This window comes from Aurantiacibacter gangjinensis (assembly GCF_001886695.1).
Classification (GTDB): Bacteria; Pseudomonadota; Alphaproteobacteria; order Sphingomonadales; family Sphingomonadaceae; genus Alteraurantiacibacter; species Alteraurantiacibacter gangjinensis.
The window spans coordinates 2299495-2315509 of sequence record NZ_CP018097.1; the positions used below are offsets into that span (position 1 = coordinate 2299495).

General features: G+C 62.6%; 17 protein-coding genes and 1 tRNA gene. 7 read left to right on the top strand and 11 right to left on the bottom strand.

All coding sequences use genetic code 11. The features are described 5' to 3' along the window. Window positions 1–33 precede the first annotated feature (33 nt). The 3 genes from secF to yajC are packed head-to-tail and all read right to left on the bottom strand — an operon-like array spanning window position 34 to window position 2980. Window positions 34–1011: a protein translocase subunit SecF gene (secF, locus tag BMF35_RS11195; protein ID WP_047006005.1), complete on the bottom strand. Its 978-nt coding sequence runs from the start codon at window positions 1009–1011 to the stop codon at window positions 34–36. A gap of 16 nt (window positions 1012–1027) precedes the next feature. Further along, window positions 1028–2635: a protein translocase subunit SecD gene (secD, locus tag BMF35_RS11200; RefSeq protein WP_047006006.1), complete on the bottom strand. Its 1608-nt coding sequence runs from the start codon at window positions 2633–2635 to the stop codon at window positions 1028–1030. A 27-nt stretch (window positions 2636–2662) separates the two neighbouring features. Then, a complete protein-coding gene (yajC, locus tag BMF35_RS11205; protein WP_047006007.1) occupies window positions 2663–2980 on the bottom strand; it encodes a preprotein translocase subunit YajC in 318 nt (105 codons plus the stop codon). 196 nt (window positions 2981–3176) lie between these two features. On the opposite strand from yajC, the gene BMF35_RS11210 reads away from it, so the two are divergent. Then, a tRNA-Pro gene (locus tag BMF35_RS11210) sits at window positions 3177–3253 on the top strand. A 68-nt stretch (window positions 3254–3321) separates the two neighbouring features. Here BMF35_RS11210 and BMF35_RS11215 read toward each other — a convergent pair. From BMF35_RS11215 to BMF35_RS11250, 8 genes are all read right to left on the bottom strand, one after another. After that, on the bottom strand, window positions 3322–5355 hold the full coding sequence (locus BMF35_RS11215) for an acetyl-CoA carboxylase biotin carboxylase subunit (RefSeq protein WP_047006008.1): 2034 nt from the start codon (window positions 5353–5355) through the stop codon (window positions 3322–3324). Next, window positions 5356–5889 carry a hypothetical protein gene (locus BMF35_RS11220; RefSeq protein WP_156172047.1) on the bottom strand — a complete coding sequence of 178 codons (534 nt, stop codon included), beginning with the start codon at window positions 5887–5889 and terminating at the stop codon, window positions 5356–5358. Then, window positions 5886–6098: a hypothetical protein gene (locus BMF35_RS11225; RefSeq protein WP_071961212.1), complete on the bottom strand. Its 213-nt coding sequence runs from the start codon at window positions 6096–6098 to the stop codon at window positions 5886–5888. The genes BMF35_RS11220 and BMF35_RS11225 overlap by 4 nt, the downstream gene beginning before the upstream one ends. A gap of 156 nt (window positions 6099–6254) precedes the next feature. After that, a complete protein-coding gene (locus BMF35_RS11230) occupies window positions 6255–6656 on the bottom strand; it encodes a hypothetical protein (protein ID WP_047006010.1) in 402 nt (133 codons plus the stop codon). Beyond that, window positions 6653–8803: a methylmalonyl-CoA mutase gene (gene scpA / locus BMF35_RS11235; RefSeq protein WP_047006011.1), complete on the bottom strand. Its 2151-nt coding sequence runs from the start codon at window positions 8801–8803 to the stop codon at window positions 6653–6655. Before scpA ends, BMF35_RS11230 begins: the two co-directional genes overlap by 4 nt. 134 nt (window positions 8804–8937) lie before the next feature. After that, a complete protein-coding gene (gene mce / locus BMF35_RS11240; RefSeq protein WP_047006012.1) occupies window positions 8938–9384 on the bottom strand; it encodes a methylmalonyl-CoA epimerase in 447 nt (148 codons plus the stop codon). Further along, entirely contained in the window at window positions 9381–9776 is a 396-nt protein-coding gene (locus BMF35_RS11245) for a hypothetical protein (RefSeq protein WP_156172048.1), read from the bottom strand. The genes mce and BMF35_RS11245 overlap by 4 nt, the downstream gene beginning before the upstream one ends. Window positions 9777–9785: 9 nt before the next feature. Next, on the bottom strand, window positions 9786–11318 hold the full coding sequence (locus BMF35_RS11250) for an acyl-CoA carboxylase subunit beta (RefSeq protein ID WP_047006014.1): 1533 nt from the start codon (window positions 11316–11318) through the stop codon (window positions 9786–9788). A 160-nt stretch (window positions 11319–11478) separates the two neighbouring features. Here BMF35_RS11250 and BMF35_RS11255 point away from each other — a divergent pair, with 160 nt between their 5' ends. The 6 genes from BMF35_RS11255 (at window position 11479) to BMF35_RS11280 (ending at window position 16012) form a co-directional block, all read left to right on the top strand. After that, window positions 11479–11892 carry a holin family protein gene (locus tag BMF35_RS11255; protein WP_047006544.1) on the top strand — a complete coding sequence of 138 codons (414 nt, stop codon included), beginning with the start codon at window positions 11479–11481 and terminating at the stop codon, window positions 11890–11892. Between the two features lie 123 nt (window positions 11893–12015). Continuing rightward, complete coding sequence (locus BMF35_RS11260; protein WP_047006015.1) at window positions 12016–12594, top strand: hypothetical protein; 579 nt, start codon at window positions 12016–12018, stop codon at window positions 12592–12594. A 42-nt stretch (window positions 12595–12636) separates the two neighbouring features. Beyond that, window positions 12637–13071 (top strand): type II 3-dehydroquinate dehydratase, encoded by a 435-nt coding sequence (gene aroQ, locus BMF35_RS11265; RefSeq protein ID WP_047006016.1) that lies wholly within the window; start codon window positions 12637–12639, stop codon window positions 13069–13071. An 82-nt stretch (window positions 13072–13153) separates the two neighbouring features. Then, window positions 13154–13651, top strand: a complete 498-nt coding sequence (accB, locus tag BMF35_RS11270; protein WP_047006017.1) for an acetyl-CoA carboxylase biotin carboxyl carrier protein — start codon at window positions 13154–13156, stop codon at window positions 13649–13651. Continuing rightward, entirely contained in the window at window positions 13651–15006 is a 1356-nt protein-coding gene (accC, locus tag BMF35_RS11275; protein ID WP_047006018.1) for an acetyl-CoA carboxylase biotin carboxylase subunit, read from the top strand. The genes accB and accC overlap by 1 nt, the downstream gene beginning before the upstream one ends. Before the next feature lie 13 nt (window positions 15007–15019). Beyond that, a complete protein-coding gene (locus BMF35_RS11280) occupies window positions 15020–16012 on the top strand; it encodes a calcium/sodium antiporter (protein WP_047006019.1) in 993 nt (330 codons plus the stop codon). The last annotated feature ends 3 nt before the right edge of the window (window positions 16013–16015 follow it).

Below are 16015 nucleotides of genomic sequence, written 5' to 3' on the forward strand. Positions count from 1 at the left end.
TGACGAGCGGCTAGACACCCTCTTCTTTATGCCTCAAATCTGCCCGCGCGCCTTCCGCTCCTGCCGGTCTGCCACGCTCTCTTCCGGCACGAAGCTTTGGCTGGTGACACCCAGCCAGATCAGGATCGGCGCCGCCATATAGACCGAGGAATAGGTGCCGACGAAAATGCCCAGCACGATGGCGGCGACCATGCCGAAGAGGCTGGCGGGGCCGAACAGCAAGAGCGGCAAAAGTGCCACGAGCAGCGTCAGGCTGGTCATCACCGTACGCGCCAGCGTTTCGTTGACGGAGAGGTCCAGCAGCTGCGGCAGCTCCATCTTGCGATACTTCTTCAGGTTCTCGCGGATGCGGTCGTAGACCACGATGGTATCGTTGAGCGAATAACCGATGATCGCGAGGATGGCGGCGATGATCTGAAGGCTGAATTCCAGCTGGAACAGCGCGAACATGCCCAAGGTCAGCGACACGTCATGGAACAGCGCGAACAGCGCGCCCACGCCGAACTGCCATTCGAAGCGGATCCAGATATAGGCCGCAATCGCCAGCATCGCCGCTAACAGCGCGAACACCGCCCGGTCGCGGAATTCACCCGACACCTTGCCCGACACATTGTTGTTCGAATCGACGCGGAAGTCGTCATGTTCCGCCGTCACGGTGGAGATGATCTGCTCGGCAATACGCTCTGCCGCGGCAGGATCGCCCTCGGCGCTTTCGGGCAGGCGCACGCGGATGGAAACCTGGTTCGGATCGCCGAAACGCTGGATGACAGGCTCACCCAGGCCCAGCGTACTGAGCGTGTCGCGCAGCTCGCCGATCGGTGCTTCCTGTTCCTGCGTAAAGGTGCCGGTGATTTCCTGCCCGCCGGCGAAATCCACGCCGTAATTGAGGCCCTTGGTCATCACCAAGCCCCAGCTGGCCGCAATCAGCAGCAGGCTGACGATGTAAAACGGCCACCGCAGCTTGAGGAACTGGATGTTGGTGTTCTCGGGAACGAGTTTGAGCAGTCGCATGTCTTGATCCTTCCGCTCAGATATTGATGTCTTGCGGGCGCTTGTCGCGCAGCCAGCCGGCCACCCACATGCGCGTCAGCACCACGGCAGTGAAGACCGATGTGAACAGGCCGATGATGAGCACCACGGCAAAACCGCGCACCGGACCGGAGCCGAAGAGGAACAGCAACACACCGGCGATGAAGTTGGTGACGTTCGCGTCATAGATAGCGCGGCTGGCTTCCTTGTAGCCATTCTCTACCGCGGCGACCACGCGCCGCCCTCGCCTTCGTTCTTCGCGTATGCGCTCGTTGATAAGCACGTTGGCGTCCACCGCCGCACCGACCGTCAGCACAAAGCCGGCGATACCCGGCAGGGTGAGCGTGGTGTTCATGATCGCCATGATGCCCAGCACCATCAGGATGTTGAACACCAGCGCAAACGTGGAATAGATGCCGAAACGGCCATAGGTCGCCACCATCAGCAGCACCACCAGAACGGAGCCGATGCCCATGGCAACGGCACCTGCCACGATGGAATCGCGGCCAAGGTCCGGCCCCACGGTGCGTTCTTCGATGATGGTCAGGTCCACCGGCAGCGCGCCGGATCGCAGCGTGATGGCGAGCTGATTGGCGGTTTCGACAGTGAAGCTGCCGGAAATCTGCGCCGCACCGCTCAGGATCGGTTCGTTGAAGCTCGGCGCGCTGATGACTTCATCGTCGAGAATGATAGCGAAGCGGCGGCCCGTATTCTCGGTGGAGAGGCGGGCGAAGATTGCCCCGCCCTGCGCATCGAACTGAATATTGACGACGGGCAGGTTGTCTTCCTGTCGGAACCCCTGCTGTGCGCCGGTGAGGCTATCGCCGCGAATACCGCCAAGGCGGTTTACCACCATGCCGAGACCGGGCAGGCCCTCTTCCTCGGCGAAGGGGACCCATTCGGTGCCGGGCAGCGGATTGGCGCGCGCTTCGGCTTCGGTGATTTCGGCCTGGCGGTTGGCGGCGACCAGCTTGAATTCGAGGCGAGCAGTCTGACCAAGCAGGTCTTTCAGCGCCTGCGGATCTTCCAGACCGGGCACCTGCACCACGATGCGGTCGTCGCCCTGGCGGATGATGGTCGGCTCTCGCGTGCCGAGATCGTCGATACGGCGGCGCACCACATCGGTGGCCGATTCCATCGCATCGTCCACCGCCTGGTCCAGCCCCTGCTCGGTGGGGGTGAGGATCATGCGATTGCCATCGACCAACTGCATATCCCATTCGCGGACGAGACCATTGCCATTGATCAGCGGGGTGAGAATTTCACGCGCGCGGTCGATCTCGGCAGGATTGTCCAGCATGAAGGACAGGCGACCGCCCGATGTCGACACATCGCCGATGCGGATGGCGGGCTCGGCATCGCGCAGCGAAGTGCGGACGCTGTCTTCCAGCGATTCCAGCCGCTGCGAGGCGACCTGCGACGGGTCGGCTTCCAGCAGAATGTGGCTGCCACCGGCAAGGTCGAGCCCCAGATTAATTTCCGGCCCCTCGGCCCAATCGGGCAGGCTGACGCCCGACAAGGATGTGATGGATGGCACCGACACCAGCGCCACCGCCAGCGTGATGCCCCAGAGCCAGATGCGCTTCCAGAGTGGAAAATCGAGCATGGAAAACCCCGTCCCGTCCTTGCCGCGTCAGTCGTTCGCGGCTTTGCCGCCGGGTGCGATGATGTCGCCGATCGTGCTCTTCACGACCTTGATGCGCGTGCCTTGCGCGATCTCGACTTCGGCATAGTCGTCATCGACCTTCGTCACCTTGCCCACGATACCGCCCGCGGTCACGACCTTGTCGTTCTTCTTCAGGCTGGCGACCTTTTCCTGATGCTCCTTCGCGCGCTTCATCTGCGGGCGGAACAGCAGGAACCAGAAGATCAGGATCATGCCGATGATGGGTACGAAACCGAGCAGTCCACCCCCGCTCTGGGATGTGCTGGCGGCGAAAAAATCAAGCATGGGAAACGTCCATCGCGTTCAAGTGAAAACTAACAGTGGGAAGAGCCGGCAACAGGTTCAAGTCGCACCCGTCCCGGCACATGGCCCGCGCGCCTAGCAGCATTGCGCAGGCGAGGCAATCGAGGCCACACGCAATGCCAAAGCCGGTGCTTGTCAGATGCCATATCCCTGCCTATAGGCGCGCTTCCACTGGTATCGGGATGTGGCGCAGTCTGGTAGCGCACTATACTGGGGGTGTAGGGGTCGCTGGTTCGAATCCAGTCATCCCGACCAGTGGCAACGAAAAGGCCCGCCATCTTGCGCAGAGATGGCGGGCCTTTTGTCGTTCTGAGCGCTTGGCGCTATTCGAGTTCCAGAATGACCGCGTCCACCACTAGCGTTTCGCCTTCCTCGGCGTTGACGGTGGCGACGGTGCCGGCCTTCTCGGCGCGCAGGATGTTTTCCATCTTCATCGCTTCGACCGTGGCGAGCGGCTGGCCTGCTTCCACCGCGTCCCCCTCGCCTACATGCAGCTTCACCAGCAGGCCGGGCATCGGGCAGAGCAGCATCTTGGATGTGTCGGGCGGCACCTTCTCGATCATGTGGTTGGCCAGCGCCGCATGGCGGGCCTGCAGCACGCGCAGATCGTGGCGGCGGCCATGCGTGGTCATCGCATAGCCCAGCCGGGTGCGCTCGATCGCGATGCCGTAGCTGGCGATGGCTTCGGCGTCTTCATCCGCACTGTCGAACAGGTCGACATCGACTATGCGGTCACCCGGGGTGTAGTTGAAGGCCAGCACGACCTGTTCGCCATCGACAAGCACGCCCTCTTCGCAGAGCGATACTTCACTGTCGGTGTCACAAGAGCGGACGACCCAATCGCCGGGTGGAAGAAGCGGACCGTTCAGCTGGCCGGAAATGCGCCGGGCGCGGTCAGCATCGGCAGTTGCCATGACGCCTGCGACAGCTGCCAGAACGCGGGCCGTCTGCTCGCTCATGGCCGCGCCTTCGAAGCCGTCGGGATATTCTTCGGCGATGAAGCCCGTCGTCATCTCGCCGCTGCGGAAGCGCGGATGCTGCATCAGGGCCGAGAGAAAATCGACATTGTGCCCGAGGCCCGCCAGTTCCGTGCGGTCGAGTGCAGCCACTTGCAAGTCTGCCGCCTCGTCGCGCGTCTCGCCCCAGGTGATGAGCTTGGCAATCATCGGGTCGTAGAAGATCGACACTTCGCCGCCCTCTGTAACGCCACTATCGAAGCGGACGCCGTCGACGCCGCGCAAATCGCCTGCCCAAGTTTCCATCGGCGTGCGGTAGCGCACCAGCCGGCCGGTGCTGGGGAGGAAGCCGCGATAAGGATCTTCGGCATAGATGCGCGTTTCGATGGACCAGCCGTCGATACCGACATCGTCCTGCGACATCGGCAGTTCTTCGCCTGCAGCCACGCGGATCATCTGCTCTACCAGGTCGATGCCGGTGATGGCTTCGGTGACGGGATGCTCGACCTGCAGGCGGGTGTTCATTTCGAGGAAGTAGAAGCTCTCGCCCGTCGGGTCCGCACCGCTGACGATCAGTTCCACAGTACCTGCCGAATGATAACCCACGGCCTGCGACAGCGCGACAGCCTGCTCACCCATCTTGCGGCGCATTTCCGGCGTTACGAAAGGCGATGGCGCTTCCTCGACCACCTTCTGGTGGCGGCGCTGGATGCTACATTCGCGCTCGTTGAGGTAGAGCACATTGCCGTGCTTGTCGCCCAGCACCTGGATCTCGATATGGCGCGGGTCGAGGATGAACTTCTCGATGAAAACGCGGTCGTCGCCGAAGCTGTTGAGCCCCTCGCGCTTGGTCGCTTCGAAGCCTTCGCGCACATCCTGCTCCGACCATGCGAGGCGCATGCCCTTGCCGCCGCCGCCTGCGCTGGCCTTCATCATCACCGGATAGCCGATGTCGTTGGATATCTCGACCGCATGCTCGGTGTCGCGGATTTCGCCGACGAAGCCGGGGACGACATTCACCCCGGCTTCGCGCGCGAGTTTCTTGGACTCGATCTTGTCGCCCATCGCCGCGATGGCATTGGCGGGCGGGCCGATGAAGGCGATGCCTTCCGCCTCCAGCGCTTCGACGAAGGAGGCACGCTCGGAGAGGAAGCCGTAGCCCGGATGCACTGCCTCGGCGCCGGTCTGCTTGCAGGCTGCGATGATCTTGTCGGCAAGCAAATAGCTCTCGGCAGCAGGTGCCGGGCCGATATGCACCGCCTCGTCAGCCATCTGCACGAAAGGCGCGCGCGCATCGGCATCGGAATAGACCGCGACAGTCGCGATACCCATGCGCCGCGCGGTCTTGATGACCCGGCACGCGATCTCGCCGCGATTGGCTATGAGGATTTTTTTGAACATTCAGCTATCTGCCTTTTTTGTCTGCCGACGCAGCCTCAGCTGTCGGCTCGTACGTTCCAGCAGCGCGCGTATTTCATCCCGCTCGAAGCCGGTGCGTGCGAGTAATTCGCCGTCGTCCAGATGCGTGCCGTTCGCCACCTCGTTCAGGCAGGCCTGAATAGCGGCGAGGTCGTCTTGATCGAGGTTACCCAATGGGTCGTCGGCCACGGGACGGGTCAGGTCGGGCTTTTCATCTTCGTGGCGATCGCCTCCCGCAATCGATGGTTCGAAGGCGGCCATTTCACTCATCTGCGGCGCCGAGGCGTCGCCAGCGCTGGACGATCGTTTGCCAATCCGGTTCACTGCCCATGCCCAAACGAGGATCAGTAGGAGCGAAACCACCCACAATATATTCTCCAGCCAGCCTGCACTCGCCAAGGGAATGTTGCCCAGCTGGCGATCGTCCATCAGGCCTGATGCTGTCGCTCCTGCTAGGCATGATGCCGGCAGGACGGTTAGGGTGACGATGGCAATGCTGCGAACGGCGGATTTCATCGGACAGCGTTGCCCAATTGTAGCACCATCGGCACGCGCGCTTCCGTCAATTGCGCCAGACAATCGTGAAATAAGCCGGTGGCCACTGAGCCCTCTTCGCCATAGTTTTCCCAAGCACGGCATTCCGCTATGGCAATAGGCCCACCTGCATCGGCGCAGGGGTTGGCAGATCGCGCCTGTTTGGCCAGCAGCAGAGCTTCAATTGTCATGCGCTGGGTCCCCCTCTTCAAACCCGCAAAGAATTATCGCCCGAAGCCCAACCCGACAACCGAGCGACGGCTCGTCAATCGCTATTGCCTGCGCTCCTATCCGCCGCAAGGCCGAGACAACCCGGCCATTGCGCGCGGGAAAAGGTGCGAAGGCCTTCAAGCGATCCAACCCAGATCGCGAAAATGCAACAGGACCGCCGGTTGCCCGGAACCCGGTCTGAAATAGAAATCGCCGTAATCGAGATGCCTCGGGATGCGTGCGCGAGAGCAACTGTCACCGAACACCTTTGCCGGGACGATGATATCGACCCGCCCCTCACCGGCGCTCGGCCCGATATAACCGTAGATATCGTCGCCTGCCCCCGGCGGCGTCTCGACCCGGCGAAATCTACCGCGGATGACGCGCGCCCCTTCGAGGGTTTCGGCCCATGCCTCCGCATCGGCGCGCTCGGCCGCTTCGCTTGGATAAAGGCAGGCATGTACGGGCACCGCAAAGGTCATCGCAATGGCACAGACCGAGACAGCGGCGCAGCCCGAGAAGGTAGCGCGCAATGTCATGTCTCGCCCTCGATCTCTTCGCCCGCAGGGGGCATGTTATGCCCAAGCAGGCGCAGCAGGTCTGCCGCCGCTTCCACCACATTGGTACCGGGGCCGTAGATCCCCTGCACACCGGCGCTCTTAAGAAACTCGTAGTCCTGCGGCGGGATGACGCCGCCTGCCACCACCTTGATGTCCGCGCGACCAGCATCGCGCAGATGCTGTATCAGCTCGGGGATCAGCGTCTTGTGGCCTGCCGCCAGAGAGCTGGCGCCGACCGCATCGACATCATGCTCCAGCGCCATCTTCGCGGTTTCTTCGGGCGTCTGAAAAAGCGGACCCGAAATGACCTCGAAGCCTATATCGGCAAAAGCGGAGGCGATGACATTAGCGCCGCGATCATGCCCGTCCTGTCCCATCTTGGCGACGAGGATGCGCGGAGCATGCTCCAGTCGCCGGGCCACAGCCTGCACACCGTCGACAACCTGCTGGTAGCGATCATCGCCCTCGTAGGCTGCCGAATAGACGCCCTTTACCGGCTGCGGCACCGTGTCGTAGCGACCGAATGCCTCTTCCATCGCGGCGGAGATTTCGCCCAGTGTCGCATCGGCGCGGGCCGCCTCCACAGCAAGAGCTAGCAGGTTGTCCGTTGCACGCGCGCCTGCCGTCACGGCAGCAAGAGCCGCTTGGCACGCCTCCTCATCACGCCCCGCACGCACATCGCGCAGACGCGCTATCTGGCTTTCCCGCACGGCATGGTTGTCGATGTCGAGAGTGTCGATGTCATCCTCGGCATCGCGGCGGTATTTGTTAACACCGACGATCACAGTCTCGCCCTTGTCGACGCTGGCTTGCTTCGCGGCGGCGGCTTCCTCGATGGCGGCTTTTGGCGCGCCGGATGCGACATAGGCGGTCATCCCGCCAGCCGCTTCCACCTCGTCCAGCAGCTTTCGCGCTTCCTCGACCAGCGCACTGGTGAGGCTTTCGACATAATAGCTGCCGCCCAGCGGATCGGCGACATTGGTAATGCCCGTCTCCTCCTGCAGCACCAGCTGAGTGTTGCGGGCAATGCGGGCGGAGAAATCGGTGGGCAGCGCGATGGCCTCGTCCAGCGCATTGGTATGGAGCGACTGCGTGCCGCCCAGCACGGCGGCCAGCGCCTCGACCGTTGTCCGGATGACGTTGTTGTAGGGGTCCTGCTCTTGCAGGCTGACGCCTGAGGTCTGGCAGTGGGTGCGGAGCATCTTCGACTTGGGGTTCTGCGCGCCCAGCCCGTCCATCACATCGTGCCACAGCGCGCGGGCGGCGCGCATCTTGGCGATCTCCATGAAGAAGTTCATGCCGATGCCCCAGAAGAACGAAAGGCGCGGCGCGAAGGCGTCGATATCGAGCCCCGCTTCCATGGCGCGCTTGGCGTATTCCTTGCCGTCGGCGATGGTGAAGGCGAGCTCCTGCACGGCGGTCGCCCCGGCCTCGTGCATGTGATAGCCGCTGATCGAAATGCTGTTGAAGCGCGGCATGTGCTGCGAAGTGTAGGCGATAATGTCCGACACGATCCGCATCGATGGCTCGGGCGGATAGATGTAGGTGTTGCGGACCATGAACTCCTTGAGAATGTCGTTCTGGATGGTGCCGGAAAGCTTTTCCCGCGGCACGCCCGCGCGCTCTGCGGCGACGATATAGAACGCCATCACCGGGATCACCGCGCCGTTCATCGTCATGGAGACGGACATGGCATCGAGCGGGATCTGGTCAAACAGGATCTCCATGTCGCGCACTGTGTCGATTGCGACGCCTGCTTTGCCGACATCGCCGACAACGCGCGGATGATCGCTGTCATAGCCGCGATGCGTAGCGAGATCGAACGCAACGCTCAGCCCCTTCTGCCCGGCGGCAAGGTTGCGGCGGTAGAAGGCGTTCGACTCCTCGGCAGTGGAGAAGCCCGCATATTGCCGGATCGTCCACGGGCGGCCGGTATACATGCTGGCATAGGGGCCGCGGGTGAACGGTGCGAAACCGGGCAGGCCGGGGTCGAGACCGTCTGTATCCTCCGCCGTATAAAGCGGCTGCACGGCAATCCCCTCTGGCGTGTGCCATGTCAGGTCGCGGCCCTTGACTTCCTTGGCGGCCTTTTCGTGCCAGTCTGATTTGGTCGGTTTGTCTGTCATCTCAAATCTCGAAAACATCCCCCAACCCGCTCACCCTGAGCTTGTCGAAGGGTTGTCCTTCACTTTCTGCGCCGCGCCCGAAGAAAAAGCAGTCCTTCGACAGGCTCAGGACGAGCGGGAAGAGGGGGCAGTTTTTAGTGACCATCACCACGCGGAGTCTCCATGATCTCGGTCAGCTGGCCCATCATGTCCTTGGGGTGGAGGAAGAAAATCGGCGTGCCGTGCGCGCCTGTGCGGGTGGGCCCGAGGATGCGCTTGCCCTGCCCCTCGAACCAGCTGCGCGCCTCGGCAATGTCCTCGACCTCGAAACAGACATGATGCTGCCCGCCCAGCGGGTTCTTTTCGAGAAACTTGTGAATGGGCGAATCCTCACCCAGCGGTTCGATCAGCTCGATCTGCGTGCCCTTGCCGACCTCGCCATGCGCGTCGGGCGTATCGACGAAGCAGACCTTCACCCCCTGCGCGGGCAAGTCGAACGGTTCGGTGGTGGCGGTCGCACCCATCGTCTCGCGGTAATGCGCTACCGACTCTACGATCGAAGGTGTTACGACACCGATGTGGTTGAGGCGACCGAGTTTCATGAGAAAAGCACCGGAAACATGTTCCCTTGCACGCCCCGACCGCTAGCGCTGCCTACATCCTTTCGCATGTCGCCAAGAACTTCCGTCAGTCGAAACTGCGCGATGATGCCTTTCAAGCTATCGCTCTGCTCGAAGAGTGTAGCAAGCTTCTCAAGAACAATCGGAGAGCCATACAACGCAATCAGACTCTTTGCGTGGGCTAGAGCTCTTTTCGCTTCAATCTCATCTTCAGCCTTTGCGTGTGCCGATAATGAAAGCGCGGCTAGAAAGGCGTTGTATGCATCGCGCTGATTGGCCTTTCTCAAACGATGATTTTCAAGAGCCTTAGCGCTGAAAAACTGGCCTACTGCCCCCACAAGGACGCCAAAAAGACCTACTAAAGCTATCTCCACGTCAGCACCTCACAACGGCAGATTATCATGCTTCTTCCAAGGGTTCTCTAGGCTCTTGTTCGCCAGCTTCCGCAGCCCCAACGCGATCCGCCGCCGAGTCGAATGCGGATAGATCACCTCGTCGATATAGCCGCGTGACGCCGCCACGAATGGGTTGGCGAAGCGGTCTTCGTATTCCTTCGTTTTCTCGGCGATCTTGTCGGGATCGTCGCGGTCTTGGCGGAAGATGATCTCCACCGCACCCTTTGCGCCCATCACGGCGATTTCGGCGGTCGGCCAAGCGTAGTTCAAATCGCCGCGCAGGTGCTTGCTCGCCATCACGTCGTACGCGCCGCCATAGGCCTTGCGGGTGATGACGGTAATCTTGGGCACGGTCGCCTCGGCATAGGCGAAGAGCAGCTTCGCGCCGTGCTTGATTATGCCGTTATGCTCCTGCGCCGTGCCGGGGAGGAAGCCGGGCACATCCACGAACGTCACGATCGGGATGCCGAACGCATCGCAGAAGCGCACGAAGCGCGCGGCCTTGCGGCTGGCATTGATGTCGAGCACGCCCGCCAGCACCATAGGCTGGTTGGCAACGAAGCCCACAGGCCTCCCCTCGATCCGGCCGAAGCCGGTGATGATGTTCGCGCCGAAACTGGGCTGGATTTCGAAGAACGTGCCCTCGTCCACCACCTTGGCGATGACTTCGTGCATGTCGTAGGGCTGGTTGGCATTGGCCGGGATCAACGTGTCGAGGCTGTCCTCCATGCGGTCCCAGGGATCGTCGGTCGGCAGTTCGGGCAGGTCGGAGCGATTGCTGAGCGGCAGGAAGCCCATCAGCTCGCGCGCAGCGACCAGTGCTTCCAGATCGTTTTCCAGCGCGAGGTCGGCAACGCTCGTTTTGCTGGTGTGGACCACCGCCCCGCCCAGTTCTTCCTGCGTCACTTCCTCGTTGGTAACGGTTTTCACCACCTCAGGTCCGGTCACGAACATGTAGCTGCTATCCTTCACCATGAAGATGAAGTCCGTCATGGCGGGCGAATACACGGCGCCGCCCGCGCATGGCCCCATGATGAGCGAAAGCTGCGGCACCACGCCGCTCGCCAGCACGTTGCGCTGGAACACTTCGGCATAGCCGCCCAGCGAAGCTACGCCTTCCTGAATGCGCGCGCCGCCTGAATCGTTGAGGCCGATCACCGGCGCGCCCACCTTCATCGCGGTGTCCATCACCTTGCAGATTTTCTCCGCATGGCGTTTGGACAGGCTGCCGCCGAAGACGGTAAAATCCTGAGAGAATACATAGACCAGCCGCCCGTCGATCGTGCCGCTGCCAGTGACGACGCCGTCGCCGGTGATCTTTTGCTCTTCCATGCCGAAATCGGTGCAGTCGTGCTCGACATAGGTGTCGAGCTCCTCGAAGCTGCCTTCGTCCAGCAGCACGTCGAGCCGTTCGCGCGCGGTCAGCTTTCCCTTAGCGTGCTGCGCGTCGATGCGCTTTTGGCCGCCGCCCATGCGGGCTGCCTCCCGGCGACGTTCCATCTCGGCGATATTGGCGCTCATGCCCTCGTCTCTCCTCTCGAAATGCCCGTTGCATGGCGAGCGGATGCAGTCAAATCGGTTTCCGCGGCCATCGGTGGGCGGAAAAAGCGCTGTCCTACAGATGGCTGGGCGGCGCAGGCGGGTGGGCGAATCCAACGCAGACACAAAGGAACCGCCCGTCATGGCCTTACTGGAATCGCTGATCGGCCCCATCGCATCGCTGATCGACAAGATCATCCCCGACAAGGAAGCCCGCGAGCGCGCCAAGCTGGAACTCATCCGCATGCAGGGCAGCCAGGAGATGGATATGATCCAGGCGCGCCTTTCCGCCATCGTCGCCGAGGCGAACAGCCGCGATCCGTGGACCAGCCGCGCGCGGCCCAGCTTTCTCTATGTGATGTACACCATCATGCTGTTCAGCATCCCGATGGGCGTGCTGAGCGCGTTCAACCCGTCCGCCGCCGCCAGCATCGGTGAAGGCATCACCGGCTATCTGCGCGGCCTGCCGGAGGAGCTCTACGCCCTCTTCGGCACCGGCTATCTCGGTTACACCGCCGCGCGCCAGTGGGGCAAGGTGAAGGGCGTGGAGCAGTAGGCCAATCCGGCGCAGGCGGGCAAACGCGCCCCCCTGCGCCGAGCCGTAGCTTGGTGCGCTTTTACCCGATTTTCAGCTTGTGACGGCAAAGCCGCCCTCACGCGGCGAGAGGAGCGCGTCATCGTGCTGGATATACTGTCCCAGATTTACGATATCTTCATGCGCGGCGTCGGCATGGTCATCGGGCTGAGCGTTTTCCTGCTCGTGATGAAGCTGATGATCGACACCAAGATGGTGCCCTACAAATGGTTCGGCCGGTTCGTGCCGCGCCGGCTGGAACTCCCGCCGGAAATCGCATCGGACCCTGTAGGCGTCATCTACGTGTCGAATTGGTCGAACCTTTCGATCCCGCACCTGAAGCAAGGCCGCTATTTCGCGCAGCGGATAAGCATCCATAAAGAAGGCCTTTCGATCCGATCGCGCAGACCGAATTACTACTTTCAGAAGCCGATATTGCTGCCGTGGGACGGGTTGCGCGTCCACGCCTCCGACACACTGCTGGGCGGCAGATGGGTGGCGCTCAGCCATGATGATTTGCGCGAAGCCTATATCGTCATGCCCGAACAGCACATCGCATTTGCCATTCGCCATGGTGCTCCGTTGACGCTGCCGAGCGCGCAGGAGATGGCGAACCCGCCGCACCGCCGCCCCTCCACGCACGGCCCGACGGCACAGGGCGAACGCGAAATGGGCGTGCTGTAAACGCGCTGTCCATGCTGCCTGCGCTGCGCTAGGGCGACCAACATGGCCCACCTCATCTACGTCCTCAATGGTCCCAACCTCAACCTGCTCGGCTTGCGCGAGCCGGAGATTTACGGGTCCGACACGCTGGACGATATTGCCGGCATGCTGGAAGACCGCGCACGCGAGCTCGATTGCGAAATCGACATGCGCCAGACCAATCACGAAGGCGTGCTGGTGGACTGGCTGCATGAAGCGCAGGCGGAGGGGGCGAAGGCGGTGCTGCTGAATGCCGCTGCGTTTACCCACACTTCCATCGCCCTGCTCGATGCCATTCGCGCGATTGCTGTGCCCGTGATCGAGGTGCACCTGTCCGACCCACAGGCGCGTGAGGAGTTTCGCCATCGCTCCTATGTCGGCATGGCCGCCGTGGACGAGGTCAAAGGCATGGGCGCGCGCGGATATGTCGTTGCGCTGGAGAAAGCGGCGGCGCTTTAAAACGGCGCGTGCCCCTTGCCAGCCGCTGCCGCAGTCTCTAGCCCGCGAGGCTTGAGTTACAGTGATCGCGAATGGGGATTGCATGCCTGACAAGAAGGGCGAAACCGCCCACAAGGGTGGACTGACCGTCGATACTGCGCTGGTGCGCGAACTGGCGGATATCCTGGCCGAGACCGGCCTTACCGAAATCGAAGTGGAAGATGGCGATCGCATGATCCGCGTCGCGCGCGGCGGCGTGGCGGCAGCGCCAGCAGCCTATGCTGCGCCTGCTCCGGTGGCAGCGCCTGCTCCTGCTGCGGCAGCCCCGCAGGCAGACGGCGGCGAAGCGGCTATCAGCGCGGCTCCTGTCGACGCCATCAAATCGCCGATGGTTGGCACCGCCTACCTCGCGCCCGATCCCTCGTCCGCCAATTTCGTCAGCGTCGGCGACGCGGTGAAGAAGGACGACACGCTGCTGATCGTCGAGGCCATGAAGGTCATGAATCCGATCACGGCGGACAAGGATGGTACAGTGAAGGACATCCTTGTCGGCAATGGCGACCCGGTCGAGTTCGACCAGCCGCTGGTCGTCATCGGCTAATGGGCATCTCCCGAATTCTTATCGCCAATCGCGGCGAGATCGCGCTGCGTATCCACCGCGCGGCGCACGAAATGGGGATCGAGACGGTGGCGGTGCATTCCACCGCCGATGCCGAAGCCATGCATGTGCGCCTGGCCGACCATGCTGTGTGCATCGGCCCGCCTGCCGCGTCCGAAAGCTACCTCAACCACGCCGCCATCATATCCGCCGCCGAGATCACCGGCGCGGATGCGATCCATCCCGGTTACGGCTTCCTGTCGGAGAACGCCAAGTTCGCCGACATCGTGGAAGCGCATGACATCGCGTGGATCGGGCCGAAGCCCGAACATATCCGCACCATGGGCGACAAGGTGCAGGCCAAGACGACCGCGGGCGCGCTCGGCCTGCCACTGGTGCCGGGCAGCGATGGTGCCATTTCCGACTTCGACGAGATGCGGCGCGTCGCCGACGAGATCGGCTATCCGGTGATCGCCAAGGCGGCTGCCGGCGGCGGCGGGCGCGGCATGCAGGTCATTCCCGATGCGGAATCGATGGAGCCGCTTGTCAAGCGCGCCATGAGCGAGGCCAAGGCGGCCTTTGGCGACGACACGATGTACCTCGAAAAGTACCTTGGCAATCCGCGCCATATCGAATTTCAGGTCTTCGGCGACGGGCGCGGCAACGCCATCCATCTGGGCGAGCGCGATTGCAGCCTGCAGCGCCGCCACCAGAAGGTTTTCGAGGAAGCCCCCTCCCCCGTAATCACGTCCGAAGAGCGCATGCGCATGGGCGGCATCGTGGCAAAGGCGATGGCCGACATGGGCTATCGCGGCGCCGGCACGATCGAATTCCTGTGGGAAGATGGCGAGTTCTATTTCATCGAAATGAACACCCGCCTGCAGGTGGAGCATCCCGTCACCGAGATGATCACCGGCGTCGATCTGGTGCGCGAACAGATCCGCATCGCCGACGGCAAGGAATTGTCGGTTGCGCAGGAGGATATCGAGTTCAAGGGCCATGCGATCGAATGTCGCATCAATGCCGAAGACCCGTTCACCTTCGCGCCCAGCCCGGGCAAGATCGACTATTACCACCAGGCTGGCGGTATGCATGTGCGCGTGGATAGCGGGCTGTATGCCGGCTATTCCATCCCGCCTTATTACGACAGCATGATTGCCAAGCTGATCGTCTACGGCCGCACGCGCGAGGGGTGCCTGATGCGCCTGAAGCGCGCGCTTGAGGAGATGGTGATCCAGGGCGTTAAAACCTCCATCCCGCTGCATCAGGAACTGCTGCAACAACCCGACGTAATCAGCGGCGACTACACCATCAAATGGCTGGAAGAATGGCTCGAGGAACGGGCATCATCGTCCTAGGAAGCGCGACATCATGCCCGAACTGATCGACATCGGCCTCCTGCTGGCGGGCTTCGTGCTGCTGGTGGTCGGCGGAGACTTGCTGGTGCGCGGCGCCGTGCGGCTGGCGGAGCGCTTGGGCCTCTCACCGATGTTGATCGGCCTCGTTATCGTCGGCCTCGGCACATCCGCGCCGGAACTGGCCGCGAGCGTGCAGGCGGCGCTGGCCGGATCTCCCGGGCTGGCGATCGGCAATATCGTCGGCTCCAACCAGGCAAACCTGTTGCTGGTGCTGGGCGTAACCGCGTTGATCGCGCCGCTCGTCGTGGAAAAGCAGGTGCTGTGGCGCGATGGCGGCGTCGGCCTGATAGCCTCGCTCGCCTTTGTACTCGCCAGCTTCACGCTGGGGCTGGACCGCATCACGGCAACCGTCTTCCTTGTCGGTCTGGTCATCTATATCTACAGCGCCTACCGGCAGGAAGTCGCTGCAAAGGGCGCGCATGGTGCTGCCTATGACCGCGCGCTGGCTTCCGAAGGCGCAGACCCCGCTCTGCATGCAGAGGATACCCCGCAAGGCAGCCTGCCTGCCGCGATCGGCTTTTTCGTGGTCGGGATCGGCGTGATCGTTGCAGGCGGTACGCTGCTGGTCGACAGCGCCGTGGCCATCGCGTCCGATCTGGGGGTCAGCGAGGCGGTAATCGGTCTCACCATAGTTGCCATCGGCACCTCCGCGCCCGAACTCGTCACCTGTGCCATCGCCGCCTTCAAGGGCGAGAGCGAGATTGCGCTGGGCAATGTGCTGGGCAGCAACATCTACAATTTGCTGTTTATCGGCGGCGTCACCGGCATGGTCGCGCCGGGGCCCGTGCCCGACCAGATCGTGCGGTTCGACTTGCCGCTGGCCACCCTCTCGGCCTTCGTGGTGATGGTTTTCGCGTGGACCGGCGGCAAGCTGTCCCGCACGGAAGGCGCGCTGCTGCTGGGCGCCTACATCGTCTATATGCTGGTGACCTCCGGCATCGTCTAAGGG

What these genes read in the sequence shown, in the direction of transcription:
- BMF35_RS11280 (WP_047006019.1), top strand. Translation starts at nt 15,020, where the DNA reads ATGCCCGAACTGATCGACATCGGCCTCCTGCTGGCGGGCTTCGTGCTG.
- BMF35_RS11230 (WP_047006010.1), bottom strand. Translation starts at nt 6,656, where the DNA reads ATGACATTGCGCGCTACCTTCTCGGGCTGCGCCGCTGTCTCGGTCTGT.
- secD (WP_047006006.1), bottom strand. Translation starts at nt 2,635, where the DNA reads ATGCTCGATTTTCCACTCTGGAAGCGCATCTGGCTCTGGGGCATCACG.
- BMF35_RS11220 (WP_156172047.1), bottom strand. Translation starts at nt 5,889, where the DNA reads ATGAAATCCGCCGTTCGCAGCATTGCCATCGTCACCCTAACCGTCCTG.
- accC (WP_047006018.1), top strand. Translation starts at nt 13,651, where the DNA reads ATGGGCATCTCCCGAATTCTTATCGCCAATCGCGGCGAGATCGCGCTG.
- BMF35_RS11215 (WP_047006008.1), bottom strand. Translation starts at nt 5,355, where the DNA reads ATGTTCAAAAAAATCCTCATAGCCAATCGCGGCGAGATCGCGTGCCGG.
- yajC (WP_047006007.1), bottom strand. Translation starts at nt 2,980, where the DNA reads ATGCTTGATTTTTTCGCCGCCAGCACATCCCAGAGCGGGGGTGGACTG.
- BMF35_RS11225 (WP_071961212.1), bottom strand. Translation starts at nt 6,098, where the DNA reads ATGACAATTGAAGCTCTGCTGCTGGCCAAACAGGCGCGATCTGCCAAC.
- accB (WP_047006017.1), top strand. Translation starts at nt 13,154, where the DNA reads ATGCCTGACAAGAAGGGCGAAACCGCCCACAAGGGTGGACTGACCGTC.
- aroQ (WP_047006016.1), top strand. Translation starts at nt 12,637, where the DNA reads ATGGCCCACCTCATCTACGTCCTCAATGGTCCCAACCTCAACCTGCTC.
- BMF35_RS11250 (WP_047006014.1), bottom strand. Translation starts at nt 11,318, where the DNA reads ATGAGCGCCAATATCGCCGAGATGGAACGTCGCCGGGAGGCAGCCCGC.
- mce (WP_047006012.1), bottom strand. Translation starts at nt 9,384, where the DNA reads ATGAAACTCGGTCGCCTCAACCACATCGGTGTCGTAACACCTTCGATC.
- scpA (WP_047006011.1), bottom strand. Translation starts at nt 8,803, where the DNA reads ATGACAGACAAACCGACCAAATCAGACTGGCACGAAAAGGCCGCCAAG.
- secF (WP_047006005.1), bottom strand. Translation starts at nt 1,011, where the DNA reads ATGCGACTGCTCAAACTCGTTCCCGAGAACACCAACATCCAGTTCCTC.
- BMF35_RS11255 (WP_047006544.1), top strand. Translation starts at nt 11,479, where the DNA reads ATGGCCTTACTGGAATCGCTGATCGGCCCCATCGCATCGCTGATCGAC.